The organism is Sulfitobacter sp. M05 (assembly GCF_029285175.1).
Lineage (GTDB): Bacteria > Pseudomonadota > Alphaproteobacteria > Rhodobacterales > Rhodobacteraceae > Sulfitobacter.
Genome location: NZ_JABEDH010000002.1, coordinates 567355 through 585563, shown reverse-complemented (window position 1 = coordinate 585563; position 18209 = coordinate 567355). Strand labels below are relative to the sequence as shown.

Here is an 18209-nt window from a genome sequence, read left to right as displayed (position 1 = left end):
TCTGCATTAACCGGACGGAAATATGTTTGGGAGCATGATGTCGCCAGATCAAGTTTCGCTGAAACTTTCTGATGTGTAACGAGTGTGAGGCCCGAACCAAACGGTTCGGGCCTGTTTTCTTACTTGAGACGTTTGTCGCGCGCGGCAAGCAACTTGAGCCGCAGGGCATTCAACTGGATGAACCCAGCTGCGTCTTTCTGATCGTAGGCGCCCGCGTCGTCTTCAAATGTTACATGTACTTCGGAATACAGGGAGTGATCCGACCAACGGCCAACGGTGCGCACATGGCCTTTGTACAGCTTCAGACGCACCGAACCGGTGACATGTGCTTGGCTGGCGTCGATTGCCGCTTGCAGCATGGTGCGCTCGGGGCTGTACCAGAAACCATTATAGATCAGCTCTGCGTATTTCGGCATCAGCTCGTCTTTGAGGTGCATCGCGCCACGATCAAGAGTGATTGATTCAATTGCGCGGTGGGCTTCAAGCAACAACGTACCGCCCGGAGTTTCATAAATGCCGCGCGATTTCATTCCGACAAAGCGACCTTCGACCAGATCAAGACGGCCACAACCGTGCTTGCCGCCCAGCTCGTTGAGCTTGGTCAGGATTGTCGCTGGTGACATCGCTTCGCCATTGATCGACACGGCATCGCCGCGCTCAAAACCGATCTCGACATATTCGGGCGTGTCAGGGGCGTCTTCCGGGTTCACCGTCCGCTGATAGACATAGTCGGGGGCGTCGATGGCGGGGTCTTCCAGAACTTTACCCTCGGAGGAGGTGTGCAGCAGGTTCGCGTCGACGCTGAACGGTGCCTCGCCACGTTTGTCCTTGGCTACGGGAATTTGGTTCAGTTCGGCAAATTCCAGCAATTTGGTACGGCTGGTCAAATCCCAGTCGCGCCACGGAGCGATGACCTTGATGTCCGGGTTCAGCGCATAGGCGGCCAGTTCGAACCGCACCTGATCGTTGCCCTTGCCGGTGGCACCATGGGCCACGGCATCTGCGCCGGTTTCGGCGGCAATCTCGACCAGTCGTTTAGAGATCAAGGGCCGTGCGATGGAGGTACCAAGCAGGTACAGCCCTTCATAGACGGCATTGGCGCGGAACATCGGGAAAACGAAATCGCGAACAAACTCTTCGCGCACATCCTCGACATAAATTTCTGACGCACCCATCATCTCGGCTTTGGCGCGGGCTGGCTCCAGCTCTTCGCCCTGACCCAGATCGGCGGTAAAGGTCACAACCTCACAGCCGTATTCTGTTTGCAGCCATTTGAGAATGATCGACGTGTCGAGACCACCGGAATAGGCGAGGACAACTTTTTTAGGGACAAACATGGTCGGCTCCTTTGGTAATTCATCGCGGGGTATCGGGTTTTGCGAATGCGGGCAAGATGCTGCGCTCTCGTTGACCTGTCCGACGCACGCGCCTAACGATAGGCGAACAGTGAAAGGTGGACCCGTGACAGAAAACTTTCAGGCAATGGCGACCTTGGCTGCGGCCAAGATGCGACCCGTGTTCCCCGAGACACCGTTGATGCGCAATGCGCTTTTGTCGGACCGGTTTGGCGCTGATGTCTATCTAAAACGCGAGGATTTAAGCCCGGTTCGGTCTTACAAGCTGCGCGGTGCTTTTAATGCGATGCGTAAGGTGATTCCGGAAAAATCGCTTTTTGTCTGTGCCTCTGCCGGCAATCACGCGCAGGGCGTTGCCTTTATGTGTCGGCATTTTGGGGTCAGGGGTGTGATCTTTATGCCGGTGACCACACCGGAACAAAAAATCCTCAAAACGCGGATGTTCGGGGGGGATCAGGTCGAGATTCGTCTTGTTGGGGATTATTTTGATGCGACCCTTCATGCCGCACAGGATTTTTGCCAGCACGAGGGGGCGCATTTCCTGTCGCCGTTTGATGATGAGGATGTGATCGAAGGGCAGGCATCGGTTGCTGTCGAGATCGAGCAGCAGTTGGGCCGCGTACCAGATCATATTATTCTGCCGGTTGGCGGCGGTGGGTTGTCCGCAGGTATCTTCAGTTATTTTGACCGCGAATGTGGTTATACTTTTGTCGAGCCGGAAGGGGCCAAGAGCCTTGCCGCGGCGCTGGTAGAAGGGCAACCGGTGGATGTGTCGCCGGTCAACACCTTTGTGGATGGTGCTTCTGTTGCCCAGATCGGCGCGCGTACCTTTGCACGGCTCAAGGCGGTTGCACAGGAGGACGTCATTGCTCTGGACGAAGACCGGATTTGCAGCACCATTGTCGAGATGTTGAACGTCGAAGGGATTGTTCTGGAACCAGCCGGAGCCATGGCGCTTGAAGCGCTGGGCGAGGTTGCTGACAAGGTAAAAGGCAAAACCGTGGTTTGCATCGCCTCGGGTGGGAATTTCGATTTTGAACGCCTGCCGGAAGTCAAAGAGCGGGCCCAGCGGTACGCGGGTTTGAAAAAGTACTTTATTCTGCGTTTGCCGCAACGTCCCGGCGCGCTGCGCGATTTTCTTGATACACTCGGACCGAACGACAATATCACAAGGTTTGAATACATGAAGAAATCTGCCCGTAACTTCGGGTCGGTCCTGATCGGCATCGAGACAGACGCACCGCAAAATTTTGGGACGATGTTCCAGCGGATTGAAGCAGCCGGTTTTGCCTACACAGACATCACCAACGACGAAACGCTTGCGCAGTTTGTGATCTAGGGAGAGAGCCATGAAGTTCGAAGGGAGTTCGGTTGTCATCACTGGTGCCGGCAGCGGGATCGGCGCGGCGATTGCTCGGCTTGCGGCAGCAAAGGGCGCGAAAGTTTGTGTTTCGGATATTGACGGGGACAAGGCTGCAGCCGTTGCAGACGGTATCGGTGGTATGGCGGTTGCCTGTGATGTGCGCGACGAGGCGCAGATCAAATCGCTGATAGACGAAGCGGCAAAAGCGCAGGGAGATATTGATATCTATATTTCCAATGCCGGATTGGGTGGTGCGGACCCCAGCCATGCAGCGTCCCAGACAGATGCGCATTGGGAACTGAACTGGCAGGTCCATGTGATGAGCCATGTCTACGCTGCGCGGGCCCTGCTTCCCGGTATGATCGAACGCAAGTCCGGTCACTTGGTCAATGTTGCATCCGCTGCTGGCTTGTTGAATCAGGTTGGTGACGCCGCGTATTCAGCAACCAAACACGCCGCTGTCAGCTTTGCCGAATCTTTGGCAATTACTCATGGCGCTGATGGGATCGGTGTTTCGGTGGTCTGTCCGCAGTATGTAGCGACGCCCCTTTTGGGGCTTTCTGATGCGGATGCTTCACAACAGGCAACCTTGCTGACGGCTGGTGATGTGGCCGCGGTGGTGATTGATGGGGTCGAGGCCGGAAAGTTCCTGATCTTGTCTCACCCTGAAGTTCAGACCTATGCGCTTCACCGGGCCAAGGATCATGACCGCTGGGTTCAGGGTATGCAGATGTTGCGCGCCAAAGCGGTAGATACATTTGGCGGCATCGAGGTCGAAAGTTTCTACAAGCTGATGTAGCTTGGGCTCGGGATCCATTGATCTTGCCCCGTCGGGCGGTCATTTGATTTCAGTGCCTCGGGTCGTTTACCAATGGAACCACTGCAATTTCGTGAAATTTGCGCTGACGGGGCAAGATTAACGAGGCCTGACCCTAGGCCGCCAGTTTCAGACGGTAGTTTTCCAGAAACTCCTGTTTTGACAAGGTATAACTTTCAATGATTGCGTCGATATCGACGCTGTCACTCTCCCCCTTTTCAGCAGCTTTTTCGCCTTCGTGACACAGCTGCGACATCTGAGAAAACCCAAGGCTTAGGGCGCTGCCCTTGAGAAAATGCATATCCTCGGCCAGATTTGACAGATCCGTCAGGGTTTCGATTCTGGAAATCGTGTCGGCCACTTCGTCAAAGAACAGCTCGACCACCTCATCGAAATCTTCTGCACCAACCTCCAGACAAAGTTGCCGTACATGCGACCAGTCAATCACGTTCAATTCCCCTTTTGTGGAGGTTTCACCGATTTTGATTAAGATTCCGCAAGGCCCTGACCGCATTTTGCATCAAATCCGAACTTTTACGCACTTTTAAGTCGGCTCTGCCAAAGAGCAGCGGTGAAGGTTTTGGATCAGGAATAAGATGGAACACCGGCAACCCAGCGGGCAGGCGGCGGGTGACGCCCCGCAACGTGCAGCGGCGAACCGGATTCTGATCGTTGACGACAGTCGGTTGCAGCGGCGCATCTTGTCGAAAATGCTGGGAAACTGGGGATTCGAGGTCAAAGAGGCGGAAAGCGGTGCGGAGGCTTTGCAGATCTGTCGCGATGAAATGCCGGACCTGATTGTCAGTGATTGGATCATGCCGGGGATGTCCGGTATCGAGTTTTGCAGTGCGCTGCGCGAAATGCCACATGACGGATATGCCTATTTCATCCTGCTGACCTCAAAGAGTGAAAAGATTGAAATAGCACAGGGACTGGATTCCGGTGCCGATGATTTCCTGACAAAACCGGTGGATTCTGATGAGTTGCGCGCCCGGATTACCGCTGGCGAACGGATATTACGGATGCAGCGCGAATTGTCGGACAAGAACCGTTTGGTCAGTGAAACCCTTGGCGAATTGCAGCGGGTTTATGATTTGCTGGATCAGGATCTGCTTGAGGCAAAGAAGCTTCAACAGTCCCTCTTGCGAGAACGCCAGCGCCACTTTGACGAGGGACATTTGTCGTTGATGCTGCGCTCGTCGGGGCATGTTGGTGGCGATTTGGTTGGGTTCTTTCCGACCGATGACGGACAGCTCGGCCTGTTTGCCATTGATGTTTCGGGGCACGGGATCAGTTCTGCGTTAATGACGGCGCGGCTTGCCGGCTATCTGTCTGCGGCAGCACCAGACCAGAATATCGCATTGGCCCTACAGCCGAATGGAAAATACCATGCCAACCGACCAGAGGAAGTTATCGAAAAGCTGAATGATCTGGTGCTGAATGAGATGGAAACGGAGCATTATTTTACTCTGTTGCTGGCTTTTGTGGACATGCAGACGGGGTGCATCACAATTGCGCAGGCGGGCCATCCGCACCCCTTGGTGCAACGCGCAGATGGGTCTGTTGAGCAATCCGGTTCGGGCGGGTTCCCTGTTGGCCTGCTTGAAGGGGTCACATTCTCTCAGTTCGAGGTGACGCTGGCACCTGGCGATCGGTTGCTCTTGCTGTCGGATGGCGTGACTGAATGCCCCGATCCCAGCGGGGAGATGCTGGGTGAAGAGGGATTGAATGAGGTAATCTTGCGTCTGGCGGATGTAAGACAGGCCGCGCTTCTGGAAGCGCTGATGTGGGAACTCTCCGATTTCGCGGGCACCGAAGAGTTTCCGGATGATGTTTCCGCAATTCTGTTTGAATACAGTGGGCCGCCTAGCGGCTGATAAACTGCTGCATGAACATACTGTCGCCGTCATTGCCCAAGGTCTCGACCGCGTCTTTGCCCGACAGGATCAGTGTGATGTGATCGGGTTCGGTTGGTTCGGCAATCTGGCGGACGGGGTGGGCCACATAGACATGGCACAGCTTTTCCGCCCAAAGATCGTATTCGGGCATAAAGACAAAACGGCGAAAGGCCCCCAATCTGCGCGGAGCGGCGATGCGCCAGCCGATTTCCTCCAAAACCTCGCGATGCAGTGCCTGCAAGGGCGATTCGCCTGCATCAATGCCGCCACCGGGCAATTGCACGTCGATGTCGCGTGCGACCTGTGCGGTCAGCAAAAAACGGCGCTTTATCGGCAGGATAGCGTAAACGCCGGGGCGCAAATGATAGCGTTGTCCAGCCAAGGGTGGCGTGCCTATCCGTCGGATCATTCTTGTTCCCCTTTATCCAAAGCTTGTCGCGCCTATATAGACGCGGTATGCCAAGCGGCTTAGAATAAGGAAACCCTCCATGACAGCGCCCAACCAGCCCGGAAACCAAATCGCGTGGGATGACAGTGTTTTGCCATTCCAGCTGGACAACAGCGATATCCGTGGCCGCGTCGGTCGGCTTGACGGTGTGCTTGAAGGTATCCTGAGCCAGCATAATTATCCGCCGCAAGTCGAAGCTTTGGTCGCGGAAATGGCCTTGTTGGCAGCCTTGATCGGCCAGACGATGAAGTTGCGCTGGAAATTGCAATTGCAGGTGCAGTCCAAGGGCGCGGTGCGGATGATCGCCACCGATTACTACGGCCCAGACAAAGAGGGCGGTTCCGCGCGGATCAGAGCCTATGCAAGTTATGATGCGGATCGTTTGACCGATGCGGCCCCGTTTGATCAGGTTGGCGAAGGTTATTTCGCCATCATGATTGATCAGGGCGAGGGGATGACGCCGTATCAGGGGATCACACCATTGGAAGGCGGTTCATTGTCTGCCTGTGCAGAGGCGTATTTTGCCCAGTCCGAACAATTGCCAACGCGCTTTTCGCTTAGCTTTGGCAAATCTTCTGGCCCGAACGAACCAGAACACTGGCGTGCAGGCGGTGTTATGTTGCAGCACATGCCCAAAGCGTCGCCGCTGGTGGCCAAGGGCGAAGGCAGCGGCGAGTTGCTTTCCGCAGCTGATCTTGTTGACGGGGAAGAGGCCGAGAACTGGCACCGTGTAAACGTCTTGCTGGATACTGTGGAAGATCTGGAGCTGATCGGCCCATCCGTGGCACCTGCTGATTTGTTGCTGCGCTTGTTTCACGAGGAACAGCCCCGTGTGTTTGACGCTCAGGCTGTGCGGTTCGGGTGTTCCTGTTCGCCAGACCGTGTGCGTCAAAGCCTGTCGATCTATTCGGCCAAGGATATTGCCCATATGACAACCGCAGAAGGTCGCGTAACCGCGGATTGCCAGTTCTGTGGTGCGCATTACGATCTGGATCCGAAAACCGTCGGTTTCGAAGCAGAAACACCCGCAGGTGATTGACCGGATTTCCCAAATTAGGGCCGCATTGGTGCCGTCCGGTGGGCAATCATCCGATTTCGACCTGAATTCGGATGTTGTCCTGCCGGTTGACCGCATCTTGCGGCCTGCTGGGGTGTTGGCGCCGATTATTGAACGGGATGGCGGGCTGCACCTGCTGCTGACCAAGCGTTCATCCGCGCTTAAACACCATCCCGGCCAGATCGCCTTTCCGGGGGGCAAGCAGGACAAAGCAGATACGGATGTGATCGCCGCCGCCCTGCGGGAAGCCCGCGAAGAGATTGGATTGCCAGAAGATATCGTCGAGGTTCTGGGCACTTTGCCGACACATGAAACAGTGACGGGCTTTAGTGTTACCCCCGTTATTGCCCAGGTCAGAGCCGATTTCGACATCAAACCTGAGCCGGGCGAGGTTGAGGAAGTGTTTACCGTTCCGCTGAATCATGTTCTGAATCCGCAGAACTTTATGGTCGAATCCAGACGCTGGCGCGGCGCGCGGCGGCATTATTTCACGGTTCCTTACGGCCCCTATTACATCTGGGGTGCAACCGCGCGTATGCTGCGGGCATGGGCCGACCGAATGACATCGTGATACCAGCCACGACCAGCTGGCTGAACAATCCCGCCGCGCAAAAACTCTGTACGGGAGTTTCGGCTGCAGGGTTCAATATCTATTTTGTCGGCGGTTGTGTACGCAACGCGCTCTTGGGGTTGGCGGACAGCGACATTGACATGTCCACTGACGCCCGCCCCGAGCAAGTGATGGAGATCGCACAGGCGCTGGGGCACAAGGCCATTCCCACAGGTATTGATCACGGCACGGTCACGGTTGTTGTCGATGGCACCCCTTTTGAGGTCACAACCTTTCGCCGCGATGTGGAAACGGACGGTCGTCGCGCGGTTGTCGCGTTCTCGGATAACATCAAGGATGATGCGCGGCGACGCGATTTCACGATGAACGCCCTTTATGCCACGCCTAAGGGTCATGTTGTTGATCCTTTAGGGGGGCTGAACGATCTGTTGGCGCGGCGTATCCGGTTCATCGAAGATCCTGATGCGCGGATCAGGGAAGACTATCTGCGGACTTTGCGGTTCTTCCGGTTTTCGGCGTGGTACGCTGATTCGGAAGAAGGGTTTGATCCGGATGCATTGGCCGCAATTTCGGCAAATATAACCGGGTTAGAGACACTTTCGGCAGAGCGCTTGGGTCAGGAAATGATCAAACTTTTGGGCGCTCCTGATCCTTCCCCCGCCATTGCGGTGATGCGCCAAACAGGTGTCCTGCCGGTGATCTTGCCGGGAAGTGATGATCGGATGCTTGCGATCCTTGTGCATATGGAATCCGCGCTGGGCGTGTTGCCGGATTGGAAGCGCCGGCTTGCCATATTGGGTGGGGAAGACGCGGCAGCGCGCTTGCGGCTCAGCAGGGCGGACACACAGGTGCTATCTTTGATCCGCGCGGTTGGTTTTTCTGGACCGCCGGTAGAGGAAGTCGCCTACCGCCATGGCTGGGAACTTGGACAGACAACGGTATTGATCCGCGCGGCTCTTGCAGAACATCTGCCAGACAGTGCAGTATTAGAGACTGTTTCGAATGCTGCTAAGGCTGTTTTTCCGGTCCAAGCACGTGACCTGATGCCCGGCTATCAAGGCCCTGCCTTGGGCAAAAAGCTTAAGGAACTTGAACAGCGTTGGATCAATTCGGGTTTTACACTTACCGCCGAGGAATTGCTGCGCAGCGGCTAGGCCTCGACAAAAGCTGACATCATGGCTAAGCAGGTGTCAGAACATGGAGGATTGTAAAATGATTTTTGGAATTTGGTACAGCTAAGGCTGACGTAACCAACGTTCCTGTCGGGTTGCGCAAAGGCGCTGACCGATCATTTTACCAATTCCATCCAAGGTACTTGTCCATGTTCCGTTTTTTCGAAAACCTTGTCGATCCTTATACACCCTATACGGAAAAAGACGCCCCACCGCGCGACCTCTGGCCGTTCTTGCGGGACTATTGCGGGCCGTTCAAAGGCGTTTTTGTCGTGACCGGGTTCATGTCCATCGTTGTTGCCGCGATCGAGATCGGGCTGATCTATTATATGGGTCGGATTGTTGATCTGTTGGGCACCGATCCGGCACAGATGTGGGGCACCTACGGCACAGAGCTACTTTTGCTGGCGCTCTTTGTGCTGATCATACGCCCGTTGATGCAGGGACTGGATGTGGCCCTGCTGAACAATGCGATTTTGCCGAATTTCGGCACATTGATCCGGTGGCGTGCGCATAAACATGTGCTGCGCCAGTCGGTGGGCTGGTTTGAGAACGATTTTGCCGGTCGCATTGCCAACCGCATTATGCAGACACCACCCGCTGCGGGTGAGGTGGTGTTCCAGACCTTCGATGCGATTTCCTATGCGCTGGCCTATATGGTGGGTGCTGCGATATTGCTGCTCACCTCCGACTGGCGGTTGATGCTGCCGCTTTTGGTCTGGATGGCGTTATACGGTGGGTTGATCCGCTGGACCGTGCGCAGTGTTGGCCCCGCGTCCAAGGCGGCGTCGGATGCGCGCTCGCATGTCACCGGACGGGTTGTGGATGCCTATACAAATATTCACTCGGTCAAGATGTTTGCCCATCATGATCTTGAGGTGGGGTTTGCCAAAGATGCCATCGAAAACGCTCGTGTGACATTTCAGAAAGAGATGCGGATTTTCACGGTGATGGATGTCACGCTGGTGCTGCTGAACGGCTTGCTGATTGTCGGTGTTGTTGGCTGGGCGCTGGCCCTGTGGACATGGGGCGAGGCAAGCGTGGGCGTGGTGGCCGCCGCTGCTGCACTGACCTTGCGGCTGAATTCGATGACCGGCTGGATCATGTGGGCGTTGTCGTCGTTCTTTCGCGAATTGGGGGTTGTGGCAGAGGGAATGGAGACCATTGCCCAGCCTATCGCGCTTGTCGACAAAGACGGGGCCAAGCCGCTTGATTTGTCGCAGGGCCAGATTGAGCTGCGCGGTCTGACCCATCACTACGGACGGGCGCAAGGCGGTTTGGAAGCGCTGGATCTGGTGGTGAAACCGGGCGAACGTATTGGCCTTGTGGGCCGCTCGGGTGCCGGTAAATCGACCCTCGTAAAGCTGCTTTTGCGGTTCTACGATGCTGAGGGCGGGCAGATATTGATCGACGGTCAGAACATCACCATGCTGACCCAAGACAGCCTGCGCAAGAACATCGGCATGGTGCAACAGGACAGTTCGCTGCTGCATCGTTCGGTGCGTGACAACATTCTCTATGGGCGCCCCGATGCCACCGAGGCAGAGATGGTCGCGGCGGCGAAACAGGCGCAGGCACATGACTTCATTCTAGACCTGTCCGACCCCGAGGGGCACAGCGGCTATAATGCGCGTGTGGGTGAACGCGGCGTGAAGCTGTCCGGCGGACAGCGGCAACGCATCACACTGGCGCGGGTCATTCTCAAGAACGCGCCGATCCTCCTGTTGGATGAGGCCACCAGCGCGCTGGACAGCGAGGTTGAGGCCGCCATTCAGGAAACACTCTACGGGATGATGGACGGCAAGACGGTGATCGCGATTGCACACCGGTTGTCAACGATTGCTGAAATGGACCGGATTGTCGTTCTGGATCAGGGGCGCATTGTCGAAGAAGGCCCGCATGACGCGCTTTTGGCGCAGGGCGGCCTATATGCAGATTTCTGGAGCCGTCAATCAGGCGGGTTCCTGAAGATGGATGATGGAACCGATGATTAAGCGTTTGAAAATATCTGAATGGATTGAACCCTTTGCACGCGCGGGCGGCCCCCCGCCGCAACGGTTGTTTGCATTTATTCGGTGGTGTCTTTCGGGGGCGTGGGCCGTTCTATTCCTTGCTATGCTGCTTTCTGCGTTGGCTGGCGCCCTTGAGGCGGGCACTGCATGGATACTCGGACGCATCATTGATTCCAGCATCAGCCTTGGTCCCGAGGCATTCTTTGATGGGCGCAATCTCGGGCTGATCCTTGGCGCGATCGCGTTTTTCCTAATTGCCCGTCCGGTCTTGTTCGGGCTGTCGTCTGCTGCAAACTCGGTCATGGTCGCGCCAAATGTAAGCGCACTGGTTTTGTCGCGATTGCACCGCTGGACCCTAGGGCAGAATGTCGGTTTCTTTGACGATGACTTTGCCGGCCGCATTGCGCAAAAGCAGATGCAGACATCGCGTGCGGTGACAGATGTGGTGGTCGAGGTGATTAACGTGATCACTTTTGCGCTGGCGTCTTTGGCCGGATCGGTTGCTTTGCTGGTCGCAATCGACTGGCGGATTGCAATTGGGTTTGCGGTTTGGCTGGTTGGATATTTTGCGCTGATCAAATGGTATTTGCCACGGGTGCGTATGCGATCTGCCGCGCGGGCAGGGGCCCGGGCGACGGTGTCAGGACAGGTTGTCGACACGATCACAAATATTAAAACGGTCAAATTATTCGCGCATGATGATCACGAAGACCGTGCCGCGCTGGGCGCGATGCAGGCGTTTCGCCAAAAGGCCTTGGATTTCGGGTATCTGGCGGCGGGTTTCCGTTTTGCCCTGATGAGCCTCGCAGGTGTCTTGCCGGTATTGTTGATTGGTGGCACGATCCTGTTGTGGCAGCGCGGCATGGCGACCGAAGGAGATATCGTGGCCTCTGGTGCTGTTGCGATCCGGATTGCGCAGATGACCGGCTGGGTCAGTTTTACGCTGATGGCGGTCTATGCCAACGTGGGCGAAATTGAGGACGGGATGAAAACCCTGACGCCGCCAAACAGGGTTGATAATTTGCCTGACGCGCCGTCGCTGGATGTTGCGCAAGGCGGTATCGAGCTGCGCAATCTTTGCTTTGCCTACGGGCGCCAGACTGGCGGTATCACGGACGTAAGCCTTGTGATCAAACCGGGCGAAAAGCTGGGTATTGTGGGGGCATCCGGTGCAGGTAAATCCACGCTCGTTGCCCTGTTGATGCGGCTCTATGAGGGGGAAAGTGGCGAAATCTTCATTGATGGCGTCAATATTCGGACGGTAACGCAGGAAAGCCTGCGCCGCTCTATCGGCATGGTGACGCAAGAGACCGCGATGTTTAACCGGTCCGCGCGCGACAATATCCTGTATGGAAACCCTGATGCTACTGAGGATGACGTCATTGCCGCTGCCCAACGGGCCGAGGCGCACGCGTTTATTCAAAGCTTGGAGGACCACAAAGGCCGACAAGGGTATGATGCGCATTTGGGCGAGCGGGGGGTGAAGCTGTCAGGGGGGCAACGGCAGCGGATCGCTCTGGCACGGGCGATCCTCAAGGATGCGCCGATCCTTGTTCTGGACGAAGCGACAAGCGCGCTGGACAGCGAAGTTGAAGCCGCGATTCAAACGGCTCTTACCCGTGTGATGGAGGGCAAGACGGTGCTGGCCATTGCACACCGCCTGTCGACGTTGACCGAAATGGACCGGATCATCGTGATGGATGCAGGACGGATCGTTGAAAGCGGCACACATGCGGCACTATTGGCGCAAGACGGCTTGTATGCGCGATACTGGCGGCGGCAGTCTGGCGGCTTTTTGAACATAAAGGCAGCGGAATAGGCTTGGGATGTGGAGCATTGCAGGCTAGAGCAGGCGGATGACGGAATATAATATTATCAGACTGGGGCAACATGGCGACGGGATCGCCGAGGGGCCAATCTTTGCACCGATCACCTTGCCCGGTGAGGTGGTAACAGGCACGCTTGAGGGTCAGAACCTGAAAGACGTACGCATTGCTACACCTTCATCCGATCGGGTGGCCGCGCCGTGCCGGCATTTCAAGTCCTGCGGCGGATGTTCCCTGCAACATGCCGCTGATGATTTTGTGGCGGACTGGAAGGTGTCGGTTGTGCGTGCCGCGCTGGACGCCCATGGCATCGAAACCGAATTCCGTCCGATCCTGACCTCGCCGGCGCAATCGCGTCGTCGTGCAACATTTGCGGCCAAGCGAACCAAAAAGGGTGCGATGGCCGGATTCTATAGCCGTGGTACGGATACGGTAATTGAAATTCCCGATTGCCAGCTGATGCATCCTGATCTGATGGCCGGATTGGATATCGCCCGTGAACTGGCCGTTGTCGGTACCAGCCGCAAGGCAGCGCTGGCGGTGACGGTAACCCTGACCGCAAATGGACTCGATGTTGCTGTGGCACAGGGCAAACCTTTGGATGGGCCCTTGCGACAAGTACTTGCCGAACTGTGTGACCGTCTCAAACTGGCGCGCCTGAGTTGGGAGGGTGAGGTGATCGGAACGCGATTGCCCCCAGTGCAGCGGTTTGGCAAAGCAGATGTGGTGCCGCCGCCCGGTGCGTTTCTTCAGGCCACCAAACACGGCGAGGCGTCCCTGCTGGCATCTGTCAAAGAGGCGGTAGGCGACGCGGCACATGTTGCTGATTTATTCGCGGGTTGTGGCACCTTCGCGCTGCCTTTGTCACAGAATGCTCGGGTTCTTGCGGTTGAGGGCGACGCGGCCATGACAAACGCTTTGGATCAGGGCTGGCGCAAGACGAAGGGGTTAAAACCCCTCACCGCCGAGGCCCGCGATTTGTACCGCCGTCCGGTGCTGCCCGACGAGATGCGCGCGCTGGATGCGGTTGTGCTTGACCCGCCACGCGCAGGGGCAGAGCGGCAAGTGGCCGAGATTTGCACATCACATGTGCCGCGGGTTGCCTATGTTTCGTGCAATCCGGTCAGCTTTGCCCGGGATGCGCAGATGTTGGTGCAAGCGGGTTATAGCCTTGATTGGGTGCAGGTTGTGGATCAATTCCGCTGGGCGGCGCATGTGGAACTTGCCGCCTGTTTCAGCATTTCGGGTGGACGTCCGCCGGAACTGAACCTCACGGCTTTTTGAGACCGCATTTTATTGCTATATGCTAGGGCCATAAGAAACGGGCCGGTAACATCCGGTACAAAGGGCAATCGGGTATGAAACGCAGAAATCTTATTCTTGGTGGGACAGCGTTGGTTGCGCTGGGTGCCTGCGGTGGGAACAGCAAATTCAAACGCTATTACGGTCCAAAAGTGACCTATGTTGTGGTGAACAAGGGCGCACGGAATATGTACCTTTTGCACCATGACAAGGTGCTGGAGAGCTATCCGATCAAGTTGGGTTTTGCCCCGACGGGCCATAAAGAGATCGAAGGCGACGGGAAAACACCTGAAGGCATCTATTGGATCGACCGGCGCAATCCGAACAGCCGCTTTCACCTTTCAATCGGGATTTCGTATCCGAATGCACGTGACCGCCAACGTGCCGAAGCGATGGGAAAGTCCCCAGGTGGTGAGATATTCATTCACGGGCAACGTGTGCCCTCACGCAAGGACACGGACGATTGGACGTGGGGCTGTATCTCGGTCAGCAACAAGGAAATTGAACAAATCTATGCGATGGTCGGGGACGGCACGCCGATCCAGATCAATCCTTAGGCCGGCGTGACGGGCTTAGTTGCCCATCACCAATGTCCACCAGATCTTGCCGCCTGCTTCCTGAAACCATGCAAAGCCCATGTTGCGGGCCTCTTCGGACATGATCACCCGGCGTGTGTCAGGCTGGTCCATCCAGGCGGCCAGTGTTTCGAGTTCTGACTCATAGGTTTCTGAAATTGTTTCGCCAACCAGCTTGCCAGCATATCCTACTCGGTTGATCCGGTCGATCGGAGAGGAACCATCGGAACCAAAGTGCCAAGGCCGGTTCTGAACAGACATATCGCGTGAATGGGTCGCGGCGGCGGCATTAAGCTGCGGGTTCAGTTGCACCGCAGCGCGGCCGCTGGCCTGACGCAGGGCGTTGACGGAATCAAGCATGCGGAACTGAATTTTCCCGGTATCAGAGCGGCTGATTCGATAGGCCTTTGGCAGGGGTTTGCCATCAGCGCCAAGGCGGGGCGCGGCAGGGGCGCAGGCCGAAAGAGTGACAGCAAGGGCCAAGAGGACAGACAAAATTCGCAACATAAGACCGCTCCAACGATATTCTTGTTGTCCTGCCTTACCCTGCAGGGCGTTGCAGTTCAAACGCACATCGGCGTTACCATGCAGGATGACGCTTGTTTGATTTGATACTGCGTCTTTCGAGCCATATATTAGCAAAAATTCCCTTTCAGCGATGGAGACATGTATGTCCGACAAGCGATTTAACCTGAAAAGCCGCCGCAGCTTTCTCGCCGGCAGTGTCGCTATGCTTGCGACGCCCGCTCTGGCGCAATCCACTGCATCCGTAAACTCTGCTGCGACAACCGAAGCAGAACGCGACATCACCGAAGTCGTGCGGCGCAATATTTCCAGTTTTAGAACGCTGGATTGGCAGCCTTACTTCGATAACACAAAGGGCGGGGCAATCTTGGTCGATATCGACAGCCGCGCCGTTCATTACTGGTCCGAAGACCTGAGCGTTTACAAACTTTACCCGTCCAGCGTGCCGTTGACCGACGATCTGACGCGTCGTGGCCGCACACGGGTGATCCTGAAAGATCCGGAACCATCCTGGCGTCCAACCCCGTCCATGCTCAAGCGGAATCCTGAATGGCCGCCGTTCATCGGGCCGGGCCCTGAAAACCCGCTTGGCACGCGGTCCTTGCACCTCAGTTGGACCTATTACCGCATTCACGGCACCCATGATACGCGCAAGATCGGGCGGAAATCGTCCAATGGCTGCATCGGCTTGTATAACGAGCATATCGAAGAGCTTTACGAGATGGCGAATGTGGGTACGCAAGTGTTGCTTATTTGACGACATCGTGTTGCTTGTAAGGCTTTGCAGCGGAATCCGGGTTTGCAATCTCGTCGTGATGCTGTTTAGAAAGTCTTACGAGGTAAGTCTTGGGCGCGTGCGCACAATTGTGCTGTACGCCTTTTATCGGAGGTTATAACTATGAAAAAACTCGTTCTCGCCGCTGCTCTGACAGCTGCTGCATCGACTGCATATGCCGGTTCTTTGGCAGATCCAATCATCGAAGCACCAGTAATCGTTGAAGAAGCATCCGGTTCTTCTGGCGGTATCGTACTGCCACTGATCCTGTTGGCTCTGGTTGCTGCGGCTGTTGCTTCCGACTAATCGGAAACGACAATCCAAACGAAAAAGGCGGTACTTCGGTGCCGCCTTTTTTGCATCTGCGGTGTGGCAACAGTGCGGTGCTGACATCGTGCAATCGGCTGGCGGTCCTGCGGAGCGTGGGCAAGGGCCGGTTTGGCCCATTGCTCTGGTTCTTGGGGTTTCACGAAAAACCTGAACCCGTTTTTCGCGGCCTCTCCCCTTGGCCAAGCGCGAAAAGGAGGGGCATGATGTCTCAAGTTAAACTCGAATAGCTTTAGCTGTCCTGGCCGACCTTTTGACGCTGGTGCCCCAGCCCCTGAATGGTCAGGTCCATCACATCGCCTTTCTTGAGGAAAACGGGTTCTGGTTTCATGCCAAGGCCGACACCGGGCGGGGTGCCGGTGGTGATCACATCACCCGGATGCAACGTCATCAGCTCTGACAAATGCGCGATGATCTCAGCGACTTTAAAGATCATCGTGGAGGTATTGCCGGTTTGCATCCGTTTGCCGTTCACATCCAGCGTCATATCAAGGTTCTGCGGGTCTGTGATTTCATCACGTGTCACCAGCCATGGGCCGGTCGGACCGAATGTGTCGCAGGATTTGCCCTTGGTCCATTGGCCGGTCAGGTTGGTTTGAAAATGGCGTTCGGACACATCATTCACGATGCAATATCCCGCAACATGGTCCAGCGCGTCCGCCTCTGAGACGTATTTTGCCTCTTTGCCGATCACCACACCCAGCTCGACCTCCCAGTCGGTTTTGGTTGATCCGCGCGGCATCACCACGTCATCATAGGCGCCGACAATGGCCGAGTTTGCCTTGAAGAACAGGATTGGATGGTCGGGAATGGCCGCCCCGGTTTCCGCCGCATGATCGGAATAGTTCAGGCCGATGCACAGAAATTTGCCAATATTGCCGACGCAGGGCGCAATGCGCTGTTCGCCTTCGACGATGGGCAGATCGGCAGGATCAAGGGCGCGAAGTTTTTCCAGTGTCGCGTCACCCAGCGTGTCGCCGGTGATGTCGGCGATATGGTCGCTTAGGTCGCGCAGCAGGCCGGCAGCGTCCAGTATACCGGGTTTTTCGTTGCCTTCTGGGCCATAACGGACAAGTTTCATGGGATCTCCTTCAATGTGTTAACGGGTGTTATCCGAAGCACAGCGACACGCGGTACCCGAGGTCGAACGCTTGCTTGTGGGCTTGCCGTCGGATGGCAGGTGATTTTTCCGGTCCCAGCGACAGTGCGCTCTGTCCCTTTTGTCGCTAACCTAGGACAGCTTTTTCGATTTGACCATAACCCGCTGACCCACCTGCATAAAAGGACACCGCCATGCGCGAACCACGTAGAATTACATTGATCGGAACCGGTTTGATGGGGGTTCCGATGGGGCGTAACCTGATGAATGCGGGTCATACACTGACCGTTTGGAACCGGACGGCGGAACGGGCGGTGCCCTTGGTTGAGCAGGGCGCGCGTGCGGTACCAACCGCGGCGCAGGCGATTGCAGGCGCAGAGGTGGTTATCACGATGCTAAGTGACGGATACGCCACAGAGGCCCTGCTGGCGGATGAAGAGGTCTGCGGCGTGCTTGCCGAGGGGATGTTGTGGATCGACATGTCGAGTGCCAAACCCGAGCAGGCCCGCAGCCAATCGGCGCATCTGTCACAGTGGGGTGTGCGTCATCTGGATGCGCCAGTTTCTGGCGGTACCAAAGGGGCCGAATCGGGGGGCCTTGCCATTATGGCAGGCGGAGAGGCGGCGACGTTTGATGCGGCACGTGAGGTGTTCGCAGCGCTGGGACATCCGGTTCATGTCGGGCCTTCGGGTGCAGGACAGTTGTGCAAACTGGCCAACCAGACGATTGTTGCTGTGACAATTGCCGCTGTCGCCGAGGCGACCTTATTGGCGGAGAAAGGTGGGGCCGATCCAGTGGCATTGCGGGCCGCGCTAAAAGGCGGCTTTGCCGACAGTGTGATCCTGCAACAGCACGGTCAACGTATGTCAGAGGGGGATTTTGCACCCGGTGGCACAGCCAGAATCCAGCGCAAAGACCTAGATAACACCCTGGCCGAGGCCGCCGGGCTGGACCTTGAGTTGCCGGCGACTCAGGCGGTGCGGGATCGTTTCGACTTCCTTGTAGAAGACATGGGGGGCGGTGATCTGGATCACGCAGGCCTGTATCTGGAGTTAAAGCAAAGGAACAATCTGGCCTGACGGGCGTC

18 protein-coding genes are annotated in these 18209 nt (G+C 56.5%); 13 read left to right on the top strand and 5 right to left on the bottom strand.

The window, feature by feature from the left end:
* Positions 1 to 119: 119 nt before the first annotated feature.
* A complete protein-coding gene (locus HKX44_RS10995) occupies positions 120 to 1337 on the bottom strand; it encodes an argininosuccinate synthase (protein WP_276151372.1) in 1218 nt (405 codons plus the stop codon).
* 145 nt (positions 1338 to 1482) lie between these two features.
* Here HKX44_RS10995 and ilvA point away from each other — a divergent pair, with 145 nt between their 5' ends.
* Positions 1483 to 2694, top strand: coding sequence for a threonine ammonia-lyase IlvA (gene ilvA, locus HKX44_RS10990; protein WP_276151895.1), 1212 nt, complete (start codon positions 1483 to 1485; stop codon positions 2692 to 2694).
* A 10-nt stretch (positions 2695 to 2704) separates the two neighbouring features.
* Positions 2705 to 3517 (top strand): SDR family oxidoreductase, encoded by an 813-nt coding sequence (locus HKX44_RS10985; RefSeq protein WP_276151371.1) that lies wholly within the window; start codon positions 2705 to 2707, stop codon positions 3515 to 3517.
* A gap of 133 nt (positions 3518 to 3650) precedes the next feature.
* Here HKX44_RS10985 and HKX44_RS10980 read toward each other — a convergent pair whose 3' ends face one another.
* Complete coding sequence (locus HKX44_RS10980) at positions 3651 to 3983, bottom strand: Hpt domain-containing protein (RefSeq protein ID WP_276151370.1); 333 nt, start codon at positions 3981 to 3983, stop codon at positions 3651 to 3653.
* Positions 3984 to 4131: 148 nt separating this feature from the next.
* On the opposite strand from HKX44_RS10980, the gene HKX44_RS10975 reads away from it, so the two are divergent.
* Complete coding sequence (locus HKX44_RS10975; RefSeq protein WP_276151369.1) at positions 4132 to 5412, top strand: SpoIIE family protein phosphatase; 1281 nt, start codon at positions 4132 to 4134, stop codon at positions 5410 to 5412.
* On the opposite strand, the gene HKX44_RS10970 is transcribed toward HKX44_RS10975, so the two are convergent.
* The gene (locus tag HKX44_RS10970) at positions 5402 to 5842 is read right to left on the bottom strand and encodes an NUDIX hydrolase (protein ID WP_276151368.1); all 441 of its coding nucleotides are present in this window, start codon (positions 5840 to 5842) and stop codon (positions 5402 to 5404) included. The two genes, HKX44_RS10975 and HKX44_RS10970, sit on opposite strands and share 11 nt — an antisense overlap.
* A 79-nt stretch (positions 5843 to 5921) precedes the next feature.
* Here HKX44_RS10970 and HKX44_RS10965 point away from each other — a divergent pair, with 79 nt between their 5' ends.
* The 7 genes from HKX44_RS10965 (at position 5922) to HKX44_RS10935 (ending at position 14378) form a co-directional block, all read left to right on the top strand.
* Positions 5922 to 6920, top strand: a complete 999-nt coding sequence (locus tag HKX44_RS10965) for an Hsp33 family molecular chaperone HslO (RefSeq protein ID WP_276151367.1) — start codon at positions 5922 to 5924, stop codon at positions 6918 to 6920.
* On the top strand, positions 6916 to 7509 hold the full coding sequence (locus HKX44_RS10960) for a CoA pyrophosphatase (RefSeq protein ID WP_276151894.1): 594 nt from the start codon (positions 6916 to 6918) through the stop codon (positions 7507 to 7509). Before HKX44_RS10965 ends, HKX44_RS10960 begins: the two co-directional genes overlap by 5 nt.
* Positions 7485 to 8663, top strand: a complete 1179-nt coding sequence (locus HKX44_RS10955; RefSeq protein WP_276151366.1) for a CCA tRNA nucleotidyltransferase — start codon at positions 7485 to 7487, stop codon at positions 8661 to 8663. The genes HKX44_RS10960 and HKX44_RS10955 overlap by 25 nt, the downstream gene beginning before the upstream one ends.
* 167 nt (positions 8664 to 8830) lie before the next feature.
* The gene (locus HKX44_RS10950) at positions 8831 to 10675 is read left to right on the top strand and encodes an ABC transporter ATP-binding protein (protein ID WP_276151365.1); all 1845 of its coding nucleotides are present in this window, start codon (positions 8831 to 8833) and stop codon (positions 10673 to 10675) included.
* A 4-nt stretch (positions 10676 to 10679) separates the two neighbouring features.
* Entirely contained in the window at positions 10680 to 12512 is a 1833-nt protein-coding gene (locus tag HKX44_RS10945) for an ABC transporter ATP-binding protein (RefSeq protein WP_276151893.1), read from the top strand.
* Positions 12513 to 12549: 37 nt separating this feature from the next.
* Positions 12550 to 13803: an RsmD family RNA methyltransferase gene (locus tag HKX44_RS10940; RefSeq protein WP_276151364.1), complete on the top strand. Its 1254-nt coding sequence runs from the start codon at positions 12550 to 12552 to the stop codon at positions 13801 to 13803.
* Between the two features lie 74 nt (positions 13804 to 13877).
* Complete coding sequence (locus tag HKX44_RS10935; protein WP_276151363.1) at positions 13878 to 14378, top strand: L,D-transpeptidase family protein; 501 nt, start codon at positions 13878 to 13880, stop codon at positions 14376 to 14378.
* Positions 14379 to 14393: 15 nt separating this feature from the next.
* Here HKX44_RS10935 and HKX44_RS10930 read toward each other — a convergent pair whose 3' ends face one another.
* Positions 14394 to 14903, bottom strand: coding sequence for a CAP domain-containing protein (locus HKX44_RS10930; RefSeq protein WP_276151362.1), 510 nt, complete (start codon positions 14901 to 14903; stop codon positions 14394 to 14396).
* 163 nt (positions 14904 to 15066) lie between these two features.
* Between HKX44_RS10930 and HKX44_RS10925 the strand changes: the two genes are divergently transcribed.
* Together HKX44_RS10925 and HKX44_RS10920 are read left to right on the top strand one after the other, a co-directional pair.
* On the top strand, positions 15067 to 15678 hold the full coding sequence (locus HKX44_RS10925; protein ID WP_276151361.1) for a L,D-transpeptidase: 612 nt from the start codon (positions 15067 to 15069) through the stop codon (positions 15676 to 15678).
* 141 nt (positions 15679 to 15819) lie between these two features.
* Positions 15820 to 16002 (top strand): hypothetical protein, encoded by a 183-nt coding sequence (locus HKX44_RS10920; protein ID WP_025042959.1) that lies wholly within the window; start codon positions 15820 to 15822, stop codon positions 16000 to 16002.
* Positions 16003 to 16255: 253 nt separating this feature from the next.
* On the opposite strand, the gene HKX44_RS10915 is transcribed toward HKX44_RS10920, so the two are convergent.
* Positions 16256 to 17104: a fumarylacetoacetate hydrolase family protein gene (locus HKX44_RS10915; protein WP_276151360.1), complete on the bottom strand. Its 849-nt coding sequence runs from the start codon at positions 17102 to 17104 to the stop codon at positions 16256 to 16258.
* A gap of 212 nt (positions 17105 to 17316) precedes the next feature.
* Between HKX44_RS10915 and HKX44_RS10910 the strand changes: the two genes are divergently transcribed.
* Positions 17317 to 18201: an NAD(P)-dependent oxidoreductase gene (locus tag HKX44_RS10910; RefSeq protein ID WP_276151359.1), complete on the top strand. Its 885-nt coding sequence runs from the start codon at positions 17317 to 17319 to the stop codon at positions 18199 to 18201.
* Positions 18202 to 18209: the final 8 nt, after the last annotated feature.

What these genes read in the sequence shown, in the direction of transcription:
- ilvA (WP_276151895.1), top strand. Translation starts at nt 1,483, where the DNA reads ATGGCGACCTTGGCTGCGGCCAAGATGCGACCCGTGTTCCCCGAGACA.
- HKX44_RS10940 (WP_276151364.1), top strand. Translation starts at nt 12,550, where the DNA reads ATGACGGAATATAATATTATCAGACTGGGGCAACATGGCGACGGGATC.
- HKX44_RS10950 (WP_276151365.1), top strand. Translation starts at nt 8,831, where the DNA reads ATGTTCCGTTTTTTCGAAAACCTTGTCGATCCTTATACACCCTATACG.
- HKX44_RS10915 (WP_276151360.1), bottom strand. Translation starts at nt 17,104, where the DNA reads ATGAAACTTGTCCGTTATGGCCCAGAAGGCAACGAAAAACCCGGTATA.
- HKX44_RS10910 (WP_276151359.1), top strand. Translation starts at nt 17,317, where the DNA reads ATGCGCGAACCACGTAGAATTACATTGATCGGAACCGGTTTGATGGGG.
- HKX44_RS10965 (WP_276151367.1), top strand. Translation starts at nt 5,922, where the DNA reads ATGACAGCGCCCAACCAGCCCGGAAACCAAATCGCGTGGGATGACAGT.
- HKX44_RS10985 (WP_276151371.1), top strand. Translation starts at nt 2,705, where the DNA reads ATGAAGTTCGAAGGGAGTTCGGTTGTCATCACTGGTGCCGGCAGCGGG.
- HKX44_RS10955 (WP_276151366.1), top strand. Translation starts at nt 7,485, where the DNA reads ATGGGCCGACCGAATGACATCGTGATACCAGCCACGACCAGCTGGCTG.
- HKX44_RS10935 (WP_276151363.1), top strand. Translation starts at nt 13,878, where the DNA reads ATGAAACGCAGAAATCTTATTCTTGGTGGGACAGCGTTGGTTGCGCTG.
- HKX44_RS10925 (WP_276151361.1), top strand. Translation starts at nt 15,067, where the DNA reads ATGTCCGACAAGCGATTTAACCTGAAAAGCCGCCGCAGCTTTCTCGCC.
- HKX44_RS10970 (WP_276151368.1), bottom strand. Translation starts at nt 5,842, where the DNA reads ATGATCCGACGGATAGGCACGCCACCCTTGGCTGGACAACGCTATCAT.
- HKX44_RS10920 (WP_025042959.1), top strand. Translation starts at nt 15,820, where the DNA reads ATGAAAAAACTCGTTCTCGCCGCTGCTCTGACAGCTGCTGCATCGACT.
- HKX44_RS10975 (WP_276151369.1), top strand. Translation starts at nt 4,132, where the DNA reads ATGGAACACCGGCAACCCAGCGGGCAGGCGGCGGGTGACGCCCCGCAA.
- HKX44_RS10995 (WP_276151372.1), bottom strand. Translation starts at nt 1,337, where the DNA reads ATGTTTGTCCCTAAAAAAGTTGTCCTCGCCTATTCCGGTGGTCTCGAC.
- HKX44_RS10930 (WP_276151362.1), bottom strand. Translation starts at nt 14,903, where the DNA reads ATGTTGCGAATTTTGTCTGTCCTCTTGGCCCTTGCTGTCACTCTTTCG.